We start from the raw sequence: 19,081 nt of genomic DNA, 5'->3' as shown, positions 1-19,081 counted from the left end.
GCTCTTTTCAAGCTCCGCTGACAGCGCCCAGGCCGGCACCTAGATTTACTGTCCATAAGAATTTCAGTCTACAGGAGCAGCCCCTGCCGGGCGGAGCGCCAACTGGCCGCGCGGCCGGAATGAAAGCCCGCGGACAAGCCTTAACGGACTGCCTGCGCAATCGGCAGTGCCGCCACAAACAGGCCCGCCTTTGTCACTTCATGATTTGGGTCACCCTTATTGGCAGTTAACGCAAAATGCTCACTAGACTTGCAAAGGTCTGGGTTCAGGGGACGCAGAGACTGGTTCGAACGTAGTGCTGAAGCACCGGGGGGCCAAAGAGAAATCAAACTCATGGAAGAGGCGTATTTCATTGCCAGAGCAGCCAAGCCACCGTCTACCAGAGGAATTTGGCGGAAACGAGTGGCTCGTTGACGAACTGTACGAGCAGTACCAGCAGGACAAGAACGCCGTGGATGCCAAGTGGTGGCCTTTGTTCGAATCCTTCGACTCGGGTAACGGTTCTTCTTCCAACGGAAATACCGCGCACCCGCCCACCCGCGAACTCCCTGTTGTGAAAGCTGCATCCGCTGCTCCGGCACCGTCGCCGGCCGCAGCCCCCGCCGCTCCCCCGGCACCTCCCGCCGCGCAGGCACCCGCTCCTGCAGCGGCACCGGCACCTGCACCTGTCAAGAAGGCCCCCGCCACCGTGGCCCGCGACGGCGGCAAGAAGACCGAAGCCGGCACCGGATCGCAGCCCATTCCGGCACAGCTGCCCAAGAACGTCAAAGCCCCCACGGCTCCCGAAGAGGACGTTGTCTCCGTCCTACGCGGACCTGCCAAGGCCATCGCCACCAACATGGTCACCAGCCTCGAGGTGCCCACTGCCACGAGCGTTCGGGCGATTCCGGCCAAGCTGCTCATCGACAACCGCGTGGTCATCAACTCCAACCTGGCCCGCGCCCGCGGCGGCAAGGTTTCCTTCACGCACCTCATCGGCTACGCCGTGATCCGCGCCCTCTCCCAGTTCCCCTCCATGAACGTCTACTACGACGAGGTGGACGGCAAGCCGGTCGCCGTCCAGCCGGCGCACGTCAACTTTGGCATCGCCATCGACATGCCCAAGCCCGACGGCACCCGCCTGCTGATGGTCCCGAACATCAAGAAGGCCGAAACCCTCAACTTCGCAGAGTTCTGGCACACCTACGAGGACCTCATCAAGCGCGCCCGCAACGGCAAGCTCACCGCCGAGGACCACCAGGGCACCACTGTGTCGCTGACCAACCCCGGCGGCATCGGCACCGTCCACTCCGTGCCGCGCCTCTCCAAGGGCCAGGCCGCCATTATCGGCGTCGGCGCCCTTGACTACCCTGCCGAATTCCAGGGCGCCAGCGAGAAGATCATCGCCCAGAACGCCATCAGCAAGGTCCTCACCCTGACCTCGACCTATGACCACCGCGTCATCCAGGGAGCCGGCAGCGGCGAGTTCCTGAAGCTCGTCCACTCGCTCCTGCTGGGTGCGCAGAACTTCTACGATGAAATCTTTGAAGCCCTGCGCATCCCCTACGAGCCTGTGCGCTGGAGCGCCGACAAGCAGGTGGACCCGGCCGACGAGATCAACAAGGTGGCCCGGATCCAGCAGCTGATCCACTCCTACCGGGTCCGCGGTCACCTGATGGCGGACACCGATCCGCTCGAATACGTCCAGCGCAAGCACCCGGACCTCGACGTCCTGACCTACGGGCTGACCCTGTGGGACCTGGACCGCGAATGGCCCACCGGCGGCTTCGGCGGCAAGCCGATGCTGAAGTTCCGTGACATCCTCGGCGTCCTGCGCGATGCGTACTGCCGCACCACCGGCATCGAATACATGCACATCCAGGAGCCGGCCGAGCGCAAGTGGTTCCAGGACCAGCTGGAGCACCCCTACTCAAAGCCCAGCCGTGAAGAGCAGCTCCGGATTGTCTCCAAGCTGAACGCTGCGGAGGCTTTCGAAACCTTCCTGCAGACCAAGTTCGTGGGCCAGAAGCGCTTCTCGCTTGAAGGTGGGGAATCGCTGATCCCGCTGCTGGACGCCATCATGTCCGACGCAGCCGACGACGGACTGGACGAAGTAGCCATCGGCATGGCCCACCGCGGCCGCCTCAACGTCCTGACGAACATCGCCGGCAAGACCTACGCCCAGGTGTTCCGCGAGTTCGAGGGCACGCAGGACCCGCGGTCTGTCCAGGGCTCCGGTGACGTCAAGTACCACCTGGGCACCGAAGGCACCTTCACCTCGGACAACGGCAAGGAGACGAAGGTCTACCTTGCCGCCAACCCGTCACACCTCGAAGCCGTGGACTCGGTCCTCGAAGGCATCGTGCGGGCAAAGCAGGACCGCCTGGACCAGGGCGAAACCTTCCCCGTCCTGCCCATCATGGTGCACGGTGACGCCGCCTTCGCCGGCCAGGGCGTCGTGGCTGAGACCCTCAACCTGTCCCAGCTGCGCGGCTACCGCACCGGTGGCACCATCCACGTGGTGGTCAACAACCAGGTGGGCTTCACCACCGCTCCGTCGTCCTCGCGTTCCTCCACGTACTCCACCGACGTCGCCAAGATGATCCAGGCACCGGTGTTCCACGTGAACGGCGACGACCCCGAGGCCGTTGTCCGCATCGGCCAGCTCGCCTACGAGTTCCGCCAGCGGTTCCACAAGGACGTTGTGATCGACATGGTGTGCTACCGCCGCCGTGGCCACAACGAAGGCGACGACCCCTCGATGACGCAGCCGCTGATGTACAACCTGATCGAAGCCAAGCGCTCGGTCCGCAAGCTGTACACCGAATCGCTCATCGGCCGTGGCGACATCACCGAGGAAGAAGCCGAGCAGCTGCTGCGCGACTACCAGGAGCGGCTGGAGCGCGTCTTCGCCGAGACGCACGCAGCACAGACGTCGCCGATCCCGATCGTCACCGCAGATTCCGCTGCCGTGTCCGACATCGAACGGCCCATGGCCCAGCAGTCCGACTCCAGCATCAACGCCCCCGTCTCCACGGCCATCAGCGCCGAGACGCTGGCCCGGATCGGCAAGGCCCACATTGAAGTCCCCGAGGGCTTCACGGTGCACGCCAAGCTCAAGCAGCTGCTGGAAAAGCGCGAGCAGATGTCCCGCGAAGGCGGCATCGACTGGGGCTTCGGCGAGATCGCGGCCTTCGGCTCCCTCATCATGGAGGGCGTCCCCGTGCGCCTGGCAGGCCAGGACTCCCGCCGCGGAACATTCGTCCAGCGCCACGCCGTGTTCCACGACCGCGCCAACGGCAAGGAATGGCTGCCGCTGGGCAACCTGTCCGACGACCAGGCCAAGCTGTGGATCTACGACTCCCTGCTGTCCGAATACGCGGCCATGGGCTTCGAATACGGCTACTCGGTGGAGCGCCCGGACGCCCTGGTCCTGTGGGAAGCCCAGTTCGGTGACTTCGTCAACGGCGCCCAGACCATCATCGATGAGTTCATCTGCTCCGCCGAGCAGAAGTGGGGACAGCGCTCCTCGCTGGTCCTGATGCTGCCGCACGGCTACGAGGGCCAGGGACCGGACCACTCGTCCGCGAGGATCGAGCGGTTCCTGCAGCTGTGCGCTGAAGACAACATGATCGTGGCCAACCCCACCACGGCGGCCTCGCACTTCCACCTGCTGCGCCGCCAGGCGTACAGCCGGCCGCGCAAGCCGCTGATCATCTTCACCCCCAAGCAGCTGCTGCGCCTGAAGGCTGCTGCCTCGGCGGTGGAGGACTTCACCAACGGCGCCTTCCGCCCGGTCATCGGTGAGCATGAGCAGCTGGCCGCCAACGCCGTCGAGCGCGTGCTGCTGGTCTCCGGCCGCCTGTACTACGACCTCCTGTCCACCCGGCAGAAGACCGGCGACAAGACCACTGCCATCATCCGCGTGGAGCAGCTCTACCCGCTGCCGCACGCCGAGATCGCGGCGGAACTCGCCAAGTACCCGAACGCGGAGGTTGTGTGGGCCCAGGACGAGCCCGCCAACCAGGGACCGTGGCCGTTCATCGGCCTGCACCTGCCGGAAATCCTTGACCGCCGCGTCCGGCTGGTCTCGCGTCCGGCGTCGGCCTCCACCGCTGCCGGTTCCATGAAGCGGCACGCCGCGGAGCAGGATGTCCTGCTGAAGCAGGCCTTTGCACGGAAGTAACCAGTAAGGCTGCCCGGCCGGACGTCGAAATACCAGACTCCGGCCGGGCAGTTCTGTTTAATGGATGGACAGCGCCGCCCCCGGACCCCGCAACAGCGGCGGCGGTGGCAGCGGCCAGTACCGAAGCAACCCGGACCGAAGTAAAGAGGAACGCGTGGAAGACAGGAAGCTGCGGATCGCAGCTGTGGGAGACGAACTGCTGGCCGGACTGGGTGACCCCCGTGCACTGGGCTGGCTGGGCCGCGTCCTGGCCCGCACTCCCCAGGACGGTATGGTGCTGGAGAGCTACTCCCTTCCCTGCCCGCAGGAAGGCACTGAGGGGCTGGCCGCGCGCTGGCTGGACGAAGCCGGACGGCGTTTCAGCGCCCAGACCGAAAACCGCCTGGTGATCGGCCTCTCGGGCCGCGACATCGAGTTCGGCCTGTCAACGGCACGAAGCAGGCTCAACCTGGCCAACATCCTCGATTCGGCGTCACAGAACCGGGTGGAGGTCTTCGTCGTTGGCCCGCCGCCCACCCTGGATCCTGCCCAGAACCGCCGGCTGGATGAGCTGAACACCGCGTTCGCGGATGTGACTACGCGGCGCAAGCATCTCTACGTGGATACCTTCTCGCCGCTCCTCAACCACGAGCAGTGGCGGCAGGACCTGGCGGCCAACGGCGGCACGCCCGGCCAGGCCGGCTATGGGCTGATGGCATGGCTGGTGCTCCACCGGGGCTGGTTCCAGTGGCTGGGAATGGACGTCCCGCAGTAACGCAGACGCGATATATCTTGACTCTGCGGTGGGCGTGGCGGTACCGTGAACGTCACGATATATCGTCTTTCGGAGGTACCATGCCTGACGCAACCTGGAGTGTCACCAGCCCCCAGACCCTCGACCTGGACGGCGTCACGTCGTTGAAGCTGGGCATGGTCCAAGGCAGGTTCGATGTGGTGAGGCACGCCGAGCCGGTGGCCCGGGTGGAAATATCGGACGTGCACGGGGATCCCGTGGCGGTCTCCCTCACTGGCGGGAAGCTGGAAATCAGGCACCAACTGCACGGTGCGCACGGCTGGTTCAAGAACCTGATGGAATCCATGAACCACAACAGTGACAACTCCGCCACCATCAGCATCGCCCTCCCGGAGGGCGTAGAGGTGGAGGCCGGAACGGTCAGCGGTGACGGCCTCGTATCCGGCATCTCGAGCCACGTCCGGCTGAATACCGTCTCCGGCTCCGTAATGGCTGACGGCACTTCGGGGGAACTGCAGGTCAACACGGTCAGCGGGGAGGTCAGTGTCCGGAACCACACCGGCGTCCTCACAGCGAAGAGTGTTTCCGGCGAGGTGACCGCCTCAGGCTACTTCACCAACGTCCGCACGAACACGGTCAGCGGCAACCTCAGCTTCGACCTGCTGGGCTTCACCCATGACTTCGGGTCAAACTCGGTGTCGGGAGACCTCACCATCAGGCTTCCGCACGACGTGGGCGTGGACATTGTTGCCAAGTCGGCCAGCGGCGCCGTGGTCATCGACGACCAGCAATGCTTCCTGACGAACGGGAAGATGGAGACCATCGCCGGCCCTGACGGCCAGCTGATGCTCGTACGGACCAACTCCGTGTCCGGCCGGACCGCCATCTTCCATTCCCCTTCCTCCGATGGCGGAAACGCGGGACACTGATGCCGCCCGTCTTTGCGCACGGGGCACTGCGCCTTTATCTCCTTGCGCTGCTCGAAAGCGGCCCCAAGCACGGCTACGAACTCATCAAGGCACTCAAGGACCGGTTTGGCGGGACCTATTCGCCCAGCGCAGGCACGATCTACCCGCGGCTCGGCAAGCTTGAAGAAGAGGGCCTGGTGGCCACCGAATCGGCAGGACGCCGGACGAATTACCGCATTACTCCCGCCGGCCTGGCGGAGCTGAACCGGCGGAGGGACGAACTCGCCGGCGTTGAGAAGGACATTTCCGCCTCCGTCCAGCGGCTCGCGGACACGCTCCGGGAAGACATCCGCAGCAGCATGCGCGGCCTGCGGGCCGACCTCGCAGCGACGGCTGAAGCGGCCCGCGCTGCGGCGGCTGCCCGCGACCTGCGCATCACGGGCGGCCGCCCTTCAGCAGGCATCAGGCAGCTCAAGGAGGCGGAGATGATGCTGCAGACTTTCCGCGACGACGTCCGGTCCGATCTGCGCCAGGGGTCCCGGCAGCAGCCCATCAGCGCTGTCACCCTGGAGACCCTGCGGACAGTGCTGGAACAGGCGCGGGTGGCTGTCCGCGGAACACTCCAACCCTGAATGGCCGGGCCGGGAAAGACCAGGCACAGGTCACCGGCGTTTCCCGGTTCGCGGGGCGTGGCGATCATGTGGGAGACTGGAGGGCAGCTCTTTTGAGTACCAACAGTAAGGAGGCCAGCTATGAGCAAGCGTGCACGCAAGCGTCGTGACCGTAAGCGTGGCGGCGCGAACCACGGGAAGCGCCCCAACACCTAGGCACACGCCAGGAACTGCGGTTCAAGCGAAGGACCCCGGAAGCCATTCGGCTTCCGGGGTCTTTTGCTGTATGACGTCCTCGATCGACCTCGCAGGCGGACGCGACGCGTGGTCGCTACGCCTCCACGGGGCGGATGGTGTGGATCCGGTCAAGAATGGCGTTCTTAAGGTTGTCCGGGGCGGACTCGGTGCAGGAGCGCTTGACCATGTTGCGGATGACGCATTCAAGGTCGTACTGCTGCGTGCACTCCGGGCAGTCGTCGAGGTGGCTCTTGATCTCCGAGAGGTCCTCCCGGGTCAGCGCGCCGTCGAGGTACTCGTAGATGCGTTGCATCCGGGCGTCGTCGCAATCGCCCAATCCCTGGCAGTCGCTCATTTCCTGTTCTCCTGTGGTTTGCTTGCTGCCGCATCCGGTGCCTCTGCGGCCGTTTTGAATCCCCGCTCGGCGGCATACTCCGCCAGCATGTCCCGCAACATCCTCCGGCCGCGGTGAAGCCGTGACATGACCGTGCCGATCGGCGTGTTCATGATGTCCGAGATTTCCTTGTAGGCAAAGCCCTCGACGTCGGCGAAGTAGACGGCCAGGCGGAACTCTTCAGGAATGTCCTGCAGTGCCCGTTTGACGTCGGAGTCCGGAAGGTGGTCCAGCGCCTCGGCTTCGGCTGACCGGAGGCCGCTCGACGTATGGGACTCGGCCCGCGCCAGCTGCCAGTCCTCGATGGTGTCCGAGTTCGACTGAAGTGGTTCGCGCTGCCGTTTGCGGTACAAGTTGATGTACGTGTTGGTCAGGATCCGGTAGAGCCATGCCTTGAGGTTAGTTCCCGGCTTGTACTGGTGGAAGGCCGAGAAAGCCTTGGTGTAGGCCTCCTGTACCAGGTCCTCGGCGTCGGAAGGGTTCCGCGCCATGCGCATGGCGGCCGAATACAGCTGGTCGACATACTGCATAGCGTCCCGTTCAAAGCGCAGCCTGCGCTGTTCAACGGTTTCGGCCGATACATCCAGTGTGGCGTCTTCAGTCTCCAGTCCGGCCTGCGAAGAGCCGGAACCTGCCTCCGCGGCAGGCTCTGGCACGGCATCTGCCGTGCCCTTCACTTCGCCGGAGGAAGCCTCGTACATGGCCGCGATGGCCGGATCCAGGGTGCTCATTGCCTTCAAGTCTACTGTCAGGCTCCGTGCCGGGGGCATGCCGTACTGCGGCGCCCCGCCGGCGAGGGCCTGCACCGCCACCGGGCCTGACCGCCTGGTACCGTCAAACACGGTACCGTCAAACACGGCTCCGTCACACACGGTTCCGTCCAACACCTGCCCCAAGGCCCAACTCCGCTCTGTTCCCGTGAATGATGCGTGGACCCCTCCCGTGGACCCAGTTTCCATAACTCCGTCCCGCAGGCAAATATTCCCCAAAGGTGCAAGACTAGGACGGACTCCGCCGCGTGACGCGGTCCGTCCATCCAGGAGGAAAAGCCATGTCCTTTGTCCGCACTCTCGCACGGCCCATGCTGGCCTCCAGTTTTGTCCTCGCCGGACTGGATAAACTCAAGAACTCCGACGACACGGCCCAGCAGCTTTCGCCCCTGCTGCGCAAGGCTGCAGCCACCCTGCCCTTCCAGGCGGACGAAAAGACCCTGGCCCGCGTCATCGGCGGCACCCAGGTGGGAGCCGGCGTCCTGTTTGGCCTTGGCAAGTTTTCCCGCTTGTCCGCCACCCTGCTCACGGTGGTGTCCCTCCTGAACACCTTCGTTGAATGGCGCAGCGCGGACATCAGCAGCAAGGAAGCACGCGAGACCCGCCGGAACCAGCTGCTCAAGAACCTCTCGCTGAGCGGGGGCGCCCTGCTCGCCTCCGTTGACACCGCGGGCAGGCCCGGCCTGGCCTGGCGCGCCGAGCACCTCGCTGCCGACGCCCGCCGGAATGCCGCGCACCTGGCTGCCGACGCCCGCAAGACCACCAACAAGAAGCTGCACAAGGCGGACAAGGCTGTGCGCCGCGCCGTCGAGCACGCCACGGGAGCATAAGGACGCATGACCGCAGCAGCTGCCGCCACGGACGGATCCGCCCTGCCTGTTGAGCATTGGGCCGCCCCTTTTGCATCCCGGCCTATTGACGCCACCGTGACGGTGCCGGGGTCAAAGTCACTGACCAACAGGTACCTGGTGCTCGCTGCGTTGGCCGACGGTCCTTCACGCCTGCGGGCGCCCCTGCATTCCAGGGACTCCGCCCTGATGATCGACGCACTCCGGCAGCTGGGCGCCACCATCACGGAGGTACCCGGCGACGGCGCTTTCGGCCCGGACCTGGAGGTGGTTCCGCTGCCCGCGGCCGCAGGGGAAGCCCGGACCCGGATCGATTGCGGGCTCGCGGGCACTGTCATGCGGTTCGTGCCGCCGCTCGCGGCGCTGCGCAATGGTGCCAGCGTGTTCGACGGCGACCCGCATGCCCGCAAGCGCCCGATGGGAACCATTATCGAAGCGCTCAAGGCCCTCGGCGTGGCCGTCTCGGCCGAGGACGGGAGCGCTCCAGCGTCGTTGCCGTTCGTGGTGGAAGGCACCGGCACGGTGCGTGGCGGCCACCTGGTGATTGATGCCAGTGCCTCCTCACAATTCGTCTCCGCCCTCCTCCTGGTGGGTGCCCGGTTCGAGGAGGGCCTGCACCTTGAGCACGTGGGCAGGCCCGTTCCGAGCCTGGACCACATCAACATGACCGTCGCCGTTCTCCGTGGCGCCGGCGTGTCCGTGGACGATTCCGTCCCCAACCACTGGGTGGTGTCCCCCGGACCGATCCGTGCCTTTGACCAAAGGATCGAGCAGGACTTGTCCAACGCAGGCCCTTTCCTCGCCGCGGCCCTGGCATCCCGTGGGACCGTCCGGGTCCCGAACTGGCCGCTGGAAACCCAACAGGTGGGAGACCTGTGGCGCAGCATCCTCGCCAGGATGGGCGCCAGCGTCACCCTCGCGGACGGCGTCCTCACAGTCACAGGCGGCCCCGAGATCAAGGGCGGCAACTTCGCGGACACCAGTGAGCTGGCCCCCACGGTGGCGGCGCTGTGCGCCCTGGCCACGGGACCCTCCCGGCTCTCCGGGATCGCGCACCTGCGGGGGCACGAAACGGACCGGCTCGCTGCCCTCGTAGCCGAAATCAACAGGCTCGGAGGTGACGCCGAGGAAACCAGCGACGGCCTGGTGATCCGGCCCGCCCCGCTGCACGCCGGCGTCGTCCACAGCTACGCCGATCACCGCATGGCCACCGCCGGGGCGATCCTGGGCCTGGCAGTGGAAGGCATTCAGGTGGAGGACATTGCCACCACCGCAAAGACCATGCCGGACTTTCCGCGGCTCTGGGCAGCGATGCTGGCCGGGGACGCCGCCGGACCGGAGGAGTCCAGCGGTGGCGCGGCGCACTGACTCCTGGGACGAATCCGACGTCCGGATCCGGCCCAACAAGAAGGGCTCCCGTCCGCGCACCAAAGACCGGCCCAGCCACGACGACGCCGTCACCGGACGCATCATTACCGTGGACCGCGGCAGGTATACCGCGGTGGTGGGCGAGGATTCGGACAACGAACGCGTGGTGATCGCCGCGCGGGCCCGTGAGCTTCGCCGCTCGCCGGTAGTTGCCGGCGACTTCGTCTCGCTCGTGGGGGATGTCTCCGGCGCCCCCGACACCCTCGCCCGGCTGGTGAAGATCCAGGACCGGCACACGCTCCTGCGCCGCAGCGCCGACGACACAGACCCCGTGGAACGTGCGGTGGTGGCCAACGCGGACCAGCTGGTCATCGTGGTGGCCGCCGCCAACCCTGAGCCACGCACCGGCTTTATCGACCGGGCGCTGGTGGCGGCCTACGACGCCGGGATCGAGCCCATCCTGCTCGTCACCAAGGCCGACGTCCGGGATCCCGCTGAGCTGCTGTCCAACTACACGCACCTGGACTTCCCGGTGATCATCAGCCGCACCGCCGATGAGCAGGCCTCGGGTATCGACGCCCGCTCCGACGATGGCCTTTCTGCCCGTCTCGACAGCACTGCAGTGGCGGCGCTGCGGGCCCACCTCGACGGCAAGGTCACCGTGATGCTTGGCCACTCCGGCGTCGGCAAGTCCACCATGGTGAACGCACTGACAGGTGCCGAGCGGGCCACCGGTGGCGTCAACGCCGTGACAGGGCGTGGACGGCACACGTCATCGTCCGCGCTGGCCCTGCGGTTGGCTGACGCCCCGCCCGGCAGCTGGATCATCGACACCCCCGGCATCCGTTCCTTCGGCCTGGCGCATGTGGATCCGGACAGGATCCTCCGGTCCTTTCCGGACCTCTCCCCCGGGATCGAAAACTGCGAACGCGGGTGCAAGCACACCGCATCGGCAGTGGACTGCGGCCTGGATGACTGGGTGAACAACGGGCACGCAGGTACCACTGGTCCCGCCCGGCTCGCGTCCCTGCGCCGACTGCTCGGCACGGATCCGAGAATGGAAGCGCAGGAAACCAAGGAACTCGGCAGCGTCAACTGACGCAGCCGAAGGTCCCGGCAGAGGCCGGGACAGACGGTAGTTTGGAACCATGATCCAACCCGCTTCGAGCTACAACGATGACCTGCGCCTGGCCCATGTCCTGGCCGACTCCGTGGATGACCAGACCATGAGCCGCTTCAAGGCCCTGGACCTCCACGTCGAGACCAAGCCGGACCTGACGCCGGTCACCGACGCGGACAAGGCCGCAGAGGAAGCCATCCGCGGCCAGCTGTCCCGTTCACGCCCGCGCGATGCCGTCCTGGGCGAGGAGTTCGGCAGCACCGGCCACGGCTCGCGGCGCTGGATCATCGACCCCATTGACGGGACCAAGAACTTTGTCCGCGGCGTCCCGGTCTGGGCCACCCTGATTGCACTGGTGGACGAGGGCGAACCCGTCGTGGGCGTGGTCAGCGCCCCGGCCCTTGGCAAACGCTGGTGGGCAGCAAAGGGCATGGGGGCGTACATGGGCCGGTCCCTCGCGGCCGCCACGCGGCTCCGCGTGTCCAACGTATCGAAACTTTCGGATGCCTCCCTTTCATACTCCAGCCTGACGGGCTGGAAGGAACGCGGGAACCTGGACGAGTTCCTTGCCCTGACGGAGGACGTGTGGCGGACCCGCGCATATGGCGACTTCTGGTCCTACTGCATGGTGGCGGAAGGCTCGGTGGACATCGCCTGCGAACCGGAGCTGAACCTGTACGACATGGCAGCTCTGGTCCCCATTGTCGTGGAGGCGGGCGGCCGGTTCACGTCCCTGGAAGGCGAGGACGGCCCGTTCGGCGGCAACGCCCTGGCCACCAACTCGATCCTGCACTCGGAGGTTCTGCACCGCCTGAACCCCTATTTGGACGATCTGCTGTAACGGTCGCCGTACCCCTCTGGAGCCGAATATTGCGACGCCGGACGCCCCCTGAAGGAGTCGTCCGGCGTTCTTTATTCGGCAGGCGTAACAAACGCCTTAACAATTGCCCCGGCTTCAGTCCGGGCCGTTCCATGTTCTACGCTTTTATGCAGGTCACGAGTGCCAGCGCAAAACCCCGGTTTGCTGGCCGGCAACCCTCCATTCGCGGTGGGGTGCCCCGGGTGACGACCAGGCCGGTCCGGAGCGGATGCGGCAAGCGCGGATTCCTGTCATGTCGGGGTCCTGATACAAGTGAGGTCTCTGTGACAACTGCCACCGTCTCCCCCAGCACTGCCATCGCCGAAGGATCGGCCGCCTTCAGCGCACGCCAGGCCGCCGGCCACCCGCTCGCTGCCGTCACCGGCGCTGAAATCCAGGCACCCCTGATCACCGGCGGACATGTCCGCTATGCCAACCTCGACTACGGCGCATCCGCACCGGCACTGTCCTTGGTCTCCGCGTACCTGAACGAGATCCTGCCCTATTACGCGAGCGTGCACCGCGGGGCCGGCTACGCCTCCCAGATCAGCACCTCGGTGTACGAGAACGCGCGGAGCATCGTCCGCGACTTCGTGGGCGGCCGCCCTGACGACTCGGTCATTTTCACCCGGAACACCACGGATTCGCTCAACCTGCTGGCTGGCTGCCTGCCCGTCACCGACGGCCGCGTTGCCGGCGAGGTCCTTTACCTGGACATCGAGCACCACGCGAACCTCCTGCCGTGGCAGGGCGTGCCGCACCGCAGCATCGTGGCCGCGGACACCATCGCGGGAACCATCGAGGCAGTCAGGGCCGAGCTGGAGCAGGGCGGCGTCAGCCTGCTCGCAGTCACCGGCGCCTCCAACGTCACCGGCGAGATCCTCCCCATCCGCGCACTGGCCGCGCTGGCCCACCAGCACGGCGCACGGATCGTGGTGGACGCGGCCCAGCTCGCCCCACACCGCCGCGTGGACATCAGCGCGGACGACGTCGACTACCTCGCCTTCTCCGGGCACAAGCTCTACGCGCCCTTCGGCTCCGGCGTCCTGGTGGGGCGCCCCGACTGGCTTGACGCCGGCACCCCGCACCTCGCCGGCGGCGGTGCAGTCAAGGAAGCGAGGCTCGACGGCGTCAGCTGGGCGAGAGGGCCGGCCCGCCACGAGGGGGGCTCGCCGAACGTGCTCGGCGCCGCCACCCTTGCCCGCGCCACGCAGGTCATTGCCGGGCTGGACCAGGACCGCTGGCACGCGCACGAGTCCGCCATCCGGTCCTTCCTGGTGGAAGGCCTCCAGGACATCGAGGGTGTCACTGTCCACCAGATCTTCAAGGACACCAACCCGGAAACGGACACCATCGGCGTCGTCAACTTCTCCGTGGAGGGTTATGACGCCGGCCTGGTGGCCGCCTACCTCTCGGCCGAACACGGCGTGGGACTGCGTGATGGCCGCTTCTGCGCGCACCCGCTGCTGAAGCGGCTCGGGCTGCCGTCCGGCTCCCTGCGCGCCAGCTTCGGCGTCGGATCCAGGCTGGAGGACGCGGAGCGGCTCCTCGACGGCATCCGCACCCTGCGCAGCAGCGGGCTGGGCTGGGACTATGTCGTGGATGCAGGCCGCTGGGTGCCGGCCAATGACTTCCGCACCTACCCGCACTGGGCGCCCAATACGCCAGGCACCGCCGGCGCCGCGCCCTGCACGGAGGACTGACCGGGGGCTAAGCACGGGGCCCTGGCCCTGCGCCTTCCGCACCAGCTTGCCTGCGCCGCCATGCGGTAAATTCAAAAGGTATCCATCGGCAGCAGGTGAAGGAGGCCACGCGTGGTCCGGGGCGGTCCCAAACTCGATCACGGGCGGCGGCAGGAGCTTGGGCAGAGCTTCCAGGACGGCGGCAGGCACTACCAGCGGGTCCGGCCCGGCTATCCCCTGGAATCGGCCCGGTGGCTGGTTCCCGAGCACGCCCGCGACGTCCTGGACGTCGGCGCCGGTACCGGAAAGTTCACTGCCTTGCTGCTGGAGATGGGCCTGGACGTCACGGCCCTCGACCCCTCTGCGGACATGCTCGCACAGCTGAAGGCCCACTGCCCTGCCGCCACGGCTGTGACGGGGACTGCCGAGGCGACCGGCCTGCCCGGGGCGGGCTTCGACGTCGTTACCGTGGCCCAGGCCTGGCACTGGTGCGACCCCCTGGCCGCGAGCACTGAGCTCGCCCGGGTCCTGCGGCCGCACGGAACCCTCGGCCTGGTCTGGAACCAGCTGGACACGTCCGTGCCCTGGGTGCACCGCCTGTCCAGGATCATGCACGCCGGGGACGTGTACCGGCCGGGCCACAAGCCCGTGGTGGGGCCTGAATTCCACCGGCTCGAAGGGCACGTGACGCATTGGCAGGACACCGTGACCACCACCGACCTGATGGAACTCACCAAGTCCCGCAGCTACTACTTGCGCGCCGGCGAGGCGACGCGGGCCAAGGTCCTGGCCAACCTGGACTGGTACCTGCACGAACACCTCGGCCACACCGCTGATCAGGAACTGGAACTTCCGTACCTCACCCTCGCCTGGCGGGCCGTCAAGGCATGACCGGATCCGCTTGGACATCGGCCGGGCCGCACCCGCACGCCGGAAGCCGGTAGGCTTGGACGTGTGAAGACCAGTGCGCCCTCCTCCTCGATCGAGGACTACGTCAAGGTCATCTACTCATTCACCGAATGGCAGGACAAGCCCATCACGTCCTCGCAGTTGGCCCAGCGCCTGGGCGTGGCCAACTCCTCGGTGTCCGAAATGGTCCGCAAACTCAAGGACCAGGGCCTGGTGGACCACAAGCCCTACAGCGCCGTCACCCTGACCGCCCCCGGCCTCCGCCTGGCGCTGGCCATGGTGCGCCGGCACCGGCTGATCGAGACCTACCTCGTCCAACAGCTGGGCTACAGCTGGGACGAAGTCCACGACGAGGCCGAACTGCTGGAGCACGCCGTCTCGGATACGTTCATTGAACGCGTGGCGGCCAAGCTCGGAAACCCCAGCCGGGATCCGCATGGTGACCCGATCCCCACGGCGGAAGGGCAGGTGCTGATGCCCCGCGCCCACCTTCTGGCGGAACTGGACGAGGGCCACACCGGCAGGATCACCCGCATCAGCGACGACAACCCGGAACTGCTGCGCTACCTTGCCGCCGAGGACATCGACCTGGACGCCGACGTCGAGGTCATGGGGCGACGGCCGTTTGGCGGCGCCCTCGTGGTGCGGATCAGCGGGCCGGCTGGCGCCCGTGACTTCGACCTCGCAGACGAGATCGCGTCGGCGCTGTGGGTTTCCAGTGGCACGCCGCACCCCGGCTGTGTCCTGGGCACAGTCTGATGTCGGCTCCCGGACTCCAGTTTCGGGACGGCGATGTGGTCCGTTCGGCGTATCGTGGACACTGATGATCAGCAGACGTGACGCGGCAATCGCCCTGGATGTTCCCCTCGAAATGGCGCAGCGCCACGGCCTGCCCAAGTGGATGACGGAAGCGGAGCTCCGCACCATCCTGGACAACCCCCCGCCCTGGCTGGTGCAGTCCCGGGCGAACCGGACGGGGAAGCGGCCGGTATGGGTGCACCTCGAATGCGCCGTGTGCGGGTACGAGGAGGCAGCACGTCCCAAGAAGTGGTGGCCGGACTTCACCTACGTCGTATGCGGGCATCATGCCCCCTCCGATGTTCCGTCCCTCCGCCCCGGCTTCGTCCGCAGCGAGTACGACGGCGTGGGCACGCGTTTCGTGGGCATCGCGGACGTGGCGGCACCCGCCTCCTAAGCCGGGTTCCGCCGCCGTCCGATGTGCCGGCGCCCCCTGCACTCAACCGCCGTTGCCGGTCATTTCCTCCGGAACCGCCGTGAGGCGCATTTCGGCGCCGTCGCGCAGGACGGCGATGTCGAGCGGCTCGCCGATGGCGTCGGCGAACAGCAGCCGCTGCAGGCTCTCGGCGTTGCTGACCGACTGGCCTCCCGCTGCCAGAAGGATGTCCCCGGGCGCCAAACCTGCCTTGTCGGCCGGCGAACCGGGCAGCACCTCCACCACCCGCAGCCCTTCCCGATGCCCTGTGCGAACCACGGCGCTGGCGCTGAGCTGGATGGGCGTACTCACCAGGCCCAGGTAGGCACGCCGGACACGGCCGTCAGACAGCAGCGCCGAGATGATCCTGCGGGTCGTGGCATTGATGGGGATGGCCAGTCCCAGCCCGGCACCCGCCACGGCAGTGTTGATGCCCACGATCCTGGCGTGGGTGTCAGCGAGTGCGCCGCCGGAATTTCCCGGGTTCAATGCCGCGTCCGTCTGGATGACGTCCTCTATGACGCGCCGGTTGCCGCCGGACCAGACGGGAATAGCACGGCCCAGCCCGCTCACCACGCCGGCAGTCACGGACCCGGCCAAGCCCAGGGGGTTTCCGACGGCGACCACCAACTGTCCTACGCGCAGGGACTCCGCCGCGCCGAACTCCGCGGGCGGAACCTTGGGACGCGATCCATGGACCACCGCGAGATCGGACAACGGGTCGGCGCCTACGAGCTCAAGCTCCATCCTGCTGCCGTCAGCAAAAACCGCATGCCCCTGGCTGGTGCCCGCCACGACATGGGAATTCGTGAGCAGGTAGCCGTCCTCGGTGAAGAGCACGGCGGAACCGGCGCCCACCCGCACCCTGCCGTTGCGCCGGCCCGCGGACATTTCAATGGCTGCGACATGCGGCGTGACGGCCGCGGCGACCCGCATCACCGTCTGCGAGTACGCGTCCAGGACTTCGTCGTTATCAGGGATGTGTTCCCGCGCCTGTTCCATGGCGCACCTCCAGCTTCATGCCGACCCCGGCCGAGGCGTTCGCTGCGCCGGGTCCTTACGGGGAACAACGCGGAAACCGGGCGTTCAAGTCCCGCCGCCGCTACGCCATGGGTGAACGCCGCCACTGGTGAACGCCCCGTCTCCGGTGCGTGGCAGCTGCCCAGCCCCTAGGATCGGTAGCATGAGTGATTTCCCCGCCGGGTCGCGGACAGAAGTCCTGGATCCAGAAGAATGCTGGCGGTACCTTCGGTCCTCCTACGTGGGCCGCCTGGCCGTCATCAACGGCAGCGTTCCGGAGATCTTCCCCGTGAATTTCACCGTTGCCGGGGCAATGCTGCTGTTCCGTACGGCGCCGGGCACCAAGCTGCGGGCCCTGCTCACAGGTGCCGTGGCCGCATTCGAGGTTGACGGCCTCAACCCCTACGCCACGGAGGCTTGGAGCGTAGTGGCCAAGGGCAGGCCGGAGCCCTTCGATGAAACCCGCATGCAGCTTCCCGCGCCCGACGCCGACCGCGAACCCTGGGCGCCCGGCAGCAAGGAACACCTGATCACCATCACGCCCACCGAGATCAGCGGGCGAAGGTTTCCGGTCACGCCACGCACCCGGTGGTGGCCGCCGGTGGATTTTTCGGCAGACTGGCTTTAGTCATTGACGACCGGCCCTTCGGGCGGGAATGCCGGACGCCGGGCCTTTATGCCCTTCCTGCCGCGACGCCGTCCGCCTACGCTGTGGCCTATGAGCGACACGAATAACATACCCGAACCAGAAATTCTCGATCCTGAAGAATGTTGGGCGCTCCTCTCCCAAACCGGGGTGGGGCGGCTGGCCGTGTTGGTGGATGGCCATCCCGACGTCTTTCCCGTGAACTACAAGGTTGACGGGCAGAGCCTGGTCTTCCGCACGGGTGGCGGCACCAAGGAGCAGGCAATCCGGACTGATGCCACCGTGGCACTTGAGGCAGATGCGGTCAGCTCGCAGTTCGGCCTCGCGTGGAGCGTGGTGGTGAAGGGCAAGGCTGCTGAAACCGCTTCCTCTGGCGCTGAACTGGACCACATCCGGCGTGCAATGTTCCCCTGGCAGGGCGTCGGGCAGGAGCACTTCATCCGGATCGTGCCGGAGTCCATCACCGGGAGGCGCTTCACCATGAACGCGCCCCTGTTGTGGCGGTCGTCGCTGGACGATGCAACCCGCGCCGGCTTTGAGTAGGCGAAGCCGTTAGGACCCGGCGTGCTTGCCTGGTGGGTGGGTGAACCCGGCCCCATATCTGCCCGTCCCCTGGTTCGGGGTCAGCGCGGCGCTCCGAGGCCGGGTCCCCGTGAAGTGCTGGTGGACGTGACTGTCTGCGGTGTCTGCCGCACGGACCTGCATTTGGCGGAGGGGGACCTGGCACCCCACCATCCGCAGGTGGTGCCAGGACATGAAGCGGTGGGAACCGTCGTCGGCATGGGCGCGGACTGCACACGCTTCCGTCCCGGCGACCGGGTGGGCGTGGCCTGGCTCGGCGGTGTCTGCGGCAGTTGTGGGTATTGCCGCCGCGGTGACGAAAACCTCTGCTCAGCACCGGTCTTCACCGGATGGGACAGGGACGGCGGTTATGCAGAGCAGCTCACTGTCGCCGAGGATTTTGCCTACCCGCTGCCCACCGCCTTCACAGACGAGCAGGCCGCACCCTTGCTGTGCTCGGGGATCATCGGATACCGGGCCCTGAAGCGCGCCGCGCTGCCGGCGGGGGGACGGCTGGGTATCTACGGCTTTGGCAGTTCGGCTCACATCACCGCCCAGCTGGCACTGCACCAGGGCGCTTCCGTCTACGTGATGACACGCTCGGCGGAGGCACGTGCCTTGGCGCGGGAATTGGGCGCGGAATATGTTGGCGGTGCCTATGACATTCCGCCGGCACCGCTTGATTCCGCCATCCTGTTCGCTCCGGCCGGGGACCTCGTCCCGGTAGCACTGCGTGCCCTTGACCGCGGCGGCACCCTGGCCATCGCCGGGATCCATCTCAGTACCATTCCCCCGCTCAATTACGGCTCCGAGCTCTTCTTCGAACGCCAGGTGCGGAGCGTGACAGCCAACACGCGCGCGGACGGACACGAATTCCTGGACCTCGCCGCGCGGGTCCCCGTCTCCCTGACCACCACGGTGTACCCGTTCGACGCCGCGGACCAGGCGCTGGAGGACCTGGCTGCGGACAGGATCACCGGATCAGCGGTACTCCGGATCCGTTCCTGACAATCCGTTCCTCACAGCCCGCCAGCCGC

Annotated in this window: 19 protein-coding genes and 1 riboswitch; of the genes, 16 read left to right on the top strand and 3 right to left on the bottom strand. The window is 66.8% G+C overall.

The genetic code is table 11. The features are described from left to right. The first annotated feature begins 352 nt into the window (after positions 1-352). The 5 genes from AC3IMC_RS04765 to AC3IMC_RS04745 all read left to right on the top strand — a co-directional run bounded on the left by AC3IMC_RS04765 (position 353) and on the right by AC3IMC_RS04745 (position 6,633). Positions 353-4,165, top strand: coding sequence for a multifunctional oxoglutarate decarboxylase/oxoglutarate dehydrogenase thiamine pyrophosphate-binding subunit/dihydrolipoyllysine-residue succinyltransferase subunit (locus AC3IMC_RS04765; RefSeq protein WP_490917268.1), 3,813 nt, complete (start codon positions 353-355; stop codon positions 4,163-4,165). Positions 4,166-4,319: 154 nt separating this feature from the next. Continuing rightward, a complete protein-coding gene (locus tag AC3IMC_RS04760) occupies positions 4,320-4,919 on the top strand; it encodes a GDSL-type esterase/lipase family protein (protein WP_490917267.1) in 600 nt (199 codons plus the stop codon). 80 nt (positions 4,920-4,999) lie between these two features. Continuing rightward, entirely contained in the window at positions 5,000-5,827 is an 828-nt protein-coding gene (locus tag AC3IMC_RS04755; RefSeq protein WP_490917266.1) for a DUF4097 family beta strand repeat-containing protein, read from the top strand. Next, positions 5,827-6,438, top strand: a complete 612-nt coding sequence (locus AC3IMC_RS04750) for a PadR family transcriptional regulator (RefSeq protein WP_490917265.1) — start codon at positions 5,827-5,829, stop codon at positions 6,436-6,438. Before AC3IMC_RS04755 ends, AC3IMC_RS04750 begins: the two co-directional genes overlap by 1 nt. Before the next feature lie 120 nt (positions 6,439-6,558). Continuing rightward, on the top strand, positions 6,559-6,633 hold the full coding sequence (locus AC3IMC_RS04745) for a 50S ribosomal protein bL37 (protein WP_369299106.1): 75 nt from the start codon (positions 6,559-6,561) through the stop codon (positions 6,631-6,633). A 115-nt stretch (positions 6,634-6,748) separates the two neighbouring features. Here AC3IMC_RS04745 and rsrA read toward each other — a convergent pair whose 3' ends face one another. Next, complete coding sequence (gene rsrA, locus AC3IMC_RS04740; protein ID WP_490917264.1) at positions 6,749-7,009, bottom strand: mycothiol system anti-sigma-R factor; 261 nt, start codon at positions 7,007-7,009, stop codon at positions 6,749-6,751. Beyond that, positions 7,006-7,779, bottom strand: coding sequence for a sigma-70 family RNA polymerase sigma factor (locus tag AC3IMC_RS04735; RefSeq protein WP_490917263.1), 774 nt, complete (start codon positions 7,777-7,779; stop codon positions 7,006-7,008). The genes rsrA and AC3IMC_RS04735 overlap by 4 nt, the downstream gene beginning before the upstream one ends. Before the next feature lie 320 nt (positions 7,780-8,099). On the opposite strand from AC3IMC_RS04735, the gene AC3IMC_RS04730 reads away from it, so the two are divergent. The 8 genes from AC3IMC_RS04730 to AC3IMC_RS04695 all read left to right on the top strand — a co-directional run bounded on the left by AC3IMC_RS04730 (position 8,100) and on the right by AC3IMC_RS04695 (position 15,799). Continuing rightward, entirely contained in the window at positions 8,100-8,648 is a 549-nt protein-coding gene (locus AC3IMC_RS04730) for a DoxX family protein (RefSeq protein WP_221386744.1), read from the top strand. A 6-nt stretch (positions 8,649-8,654) separates the two neighbouring features. Further along, positions 8,655-10,034 carry a 3-phosphoshikimate 1-carboxyvinyltransferase gene (gene aroA / locus AC3IMC_RS04725; protein WP_490917262.1) on the top strand — a complete coding sequence of 460 codons (1,380 nt, stop codon included), beginning with the start codon at positions 8,655-8,657 and terminating at the stop codon, positions 10,032-10,034. Beyond that, entirely contained in the window at positions 10,018-11,133 is a 1,116-nt protein-coding gene (gene rsgA, locus AC3IMC_RS04720) for a ribosome small subunit-dependent GTPase A (protein ID WP_490917261.1), read from the top strand. Before aroA ends, rsgA begins: the two co-directional genes overlap by 17 nt. A gap of 49 nt (positions 11,134-11,182) precedes the next feature. Next, entirely contained in the window at positions 11,183-11,995 is an 813-nt protein-coding gene (hisN, locus tag AC3IMC_RS04715; protein ID WP_490917260.1) for a histidinol-phosphatase, read from the top strand. A gap of 151 nt (positions 11,996-12,146) precedes the next feature. Continuing rightward, positions 12,147-12,260, top strand: a riboswitch (SAM riboswitch). A 37-nt stretch (positions 12,261-12,297) separates the two neighbouring features. Continuing rightward, positions 12,298-13,716 carry an aminotransferase class V-fold PLP-dependent enzyme gene (locus AC3IMC_RS04710; RefSeq protein ID WP_490917259.1) on the top strand — a complete coding sequence of 473 codons (1,419 nt, stop codon included), beginning with the start codon at positions 12,298-12,300 and terminating at the stop codon, positions 13,714-13,716. A gap of 111 nt (positions 13,717-13,827) precedes the next feature. Continuing rightward, positions 13,828-14,586: a class I SAM-dependent methyltransferase gene (locus AC3IMC_RS04705; protein ID WP_490917258.1), complete on the top strand. Its 759-nt coding sequence runs from the start codon at positions 13,828-13,830 to the stop codon at positions 14,584-14,586. A 63-nt stretch (positions 14,587-14,649) separates the two neighbouring features. Continuing rightward, positions 14,650-15,363 carry a metal-dependent transcriptional regulator gene (locus AC3IMC_RS04700; RefSeq protein WP_490917257.1) on the top strand — a complete coding sequence of 238 codons (714 nt, stop codon included), beginning with the start codon at positions 14,650-14,652 and terminating at the stop codon, positions 15,361-15,363. A gap of 64 nt (positions 15,364-15,427) precedes the next feature. Continuing rightward, positions 15,428-15,799 (top strand): hypothetical protein, encoded by a 372-nt coding sequence (locus tag AC3IMC_RS04695; protein ID WP_490917256.1) that lies wholly within the window; start codon positions 15,428-15,430, stop codon positions 15,797-15,799. A 42-nt stretch (positions 15,800-15,841) separates the two neighbouring features. On the opposite strand, the gene AC3IMC_RS04690 is transcribed toward AC3IMC_RS04695, so the two are convergent. Further along, complete coding sequence (locus AC3IMC_RS04690; RefSeq protein WP_490917255.1) at positions 15,842-16,819, bottom strand: S1C family serine protease; 978 nt, start codon at positions 16,817-16,819, stop codon at positions 15,842-15,844. 181 nt (positions 16,820-17,000) lie between these two features. On the opposite strand from AC3IMC_RS04690, the gene AC3IMC_RS04685 reads away from it, so the two are divergent. The 3 genes from AC3IMC_RS04685 (at position 17,001) to AC3IMC_RS04675 (ending at position 19,052) form a co-directional block, all read left to right on the top strand. Continuing rightward, a complete protein-coding gene (locus tag AC3IMC_RS04685; protein ID WP_490917254.1) occupies positions 17,001-17,465 on the top strand; it encodes a pyridoxamine 5'-phosphate oxidase family protein in 465 nt (154 codons plus the stop codon). Between the two features lie 90 nt (positions 17,466-17,555). Continuing rightward, positions 17,556-18,026 (top strand): pyridoxamine 5'-phosphate oxidase family protein, encoded by a 471-nt coding sequence (locus tag AC3IMC_RS04680; RefSeq protein ID WP_490917253.1) that lies wholly within the window; start codon positions 17,556-17,558, stop codon positions 18,024-18,026. Positions 18,027-18,047: 21 nt separating this feature from the next. Continuing rightward, a complete protein-coding gene (locus AC3IMC_RS04675) occupies positions 18,048-19,052 on the top strand; it encodes a zinc-dependent alcohol dehydrogenase family protein (RefSeq protein WP_490917252.1) in 1,005 nt (334 codons plus the stop codon). Positions 19,053-19,081 lie beyond the last annotated feature (29 nt).

The organism is Arthrobacter sp. E70, assembly GCF_058266945.1.
Note: the sequence above shows the minus strand (reverse complement) of the source record. Positions and strands in the feature narration are given on the sequence as shown.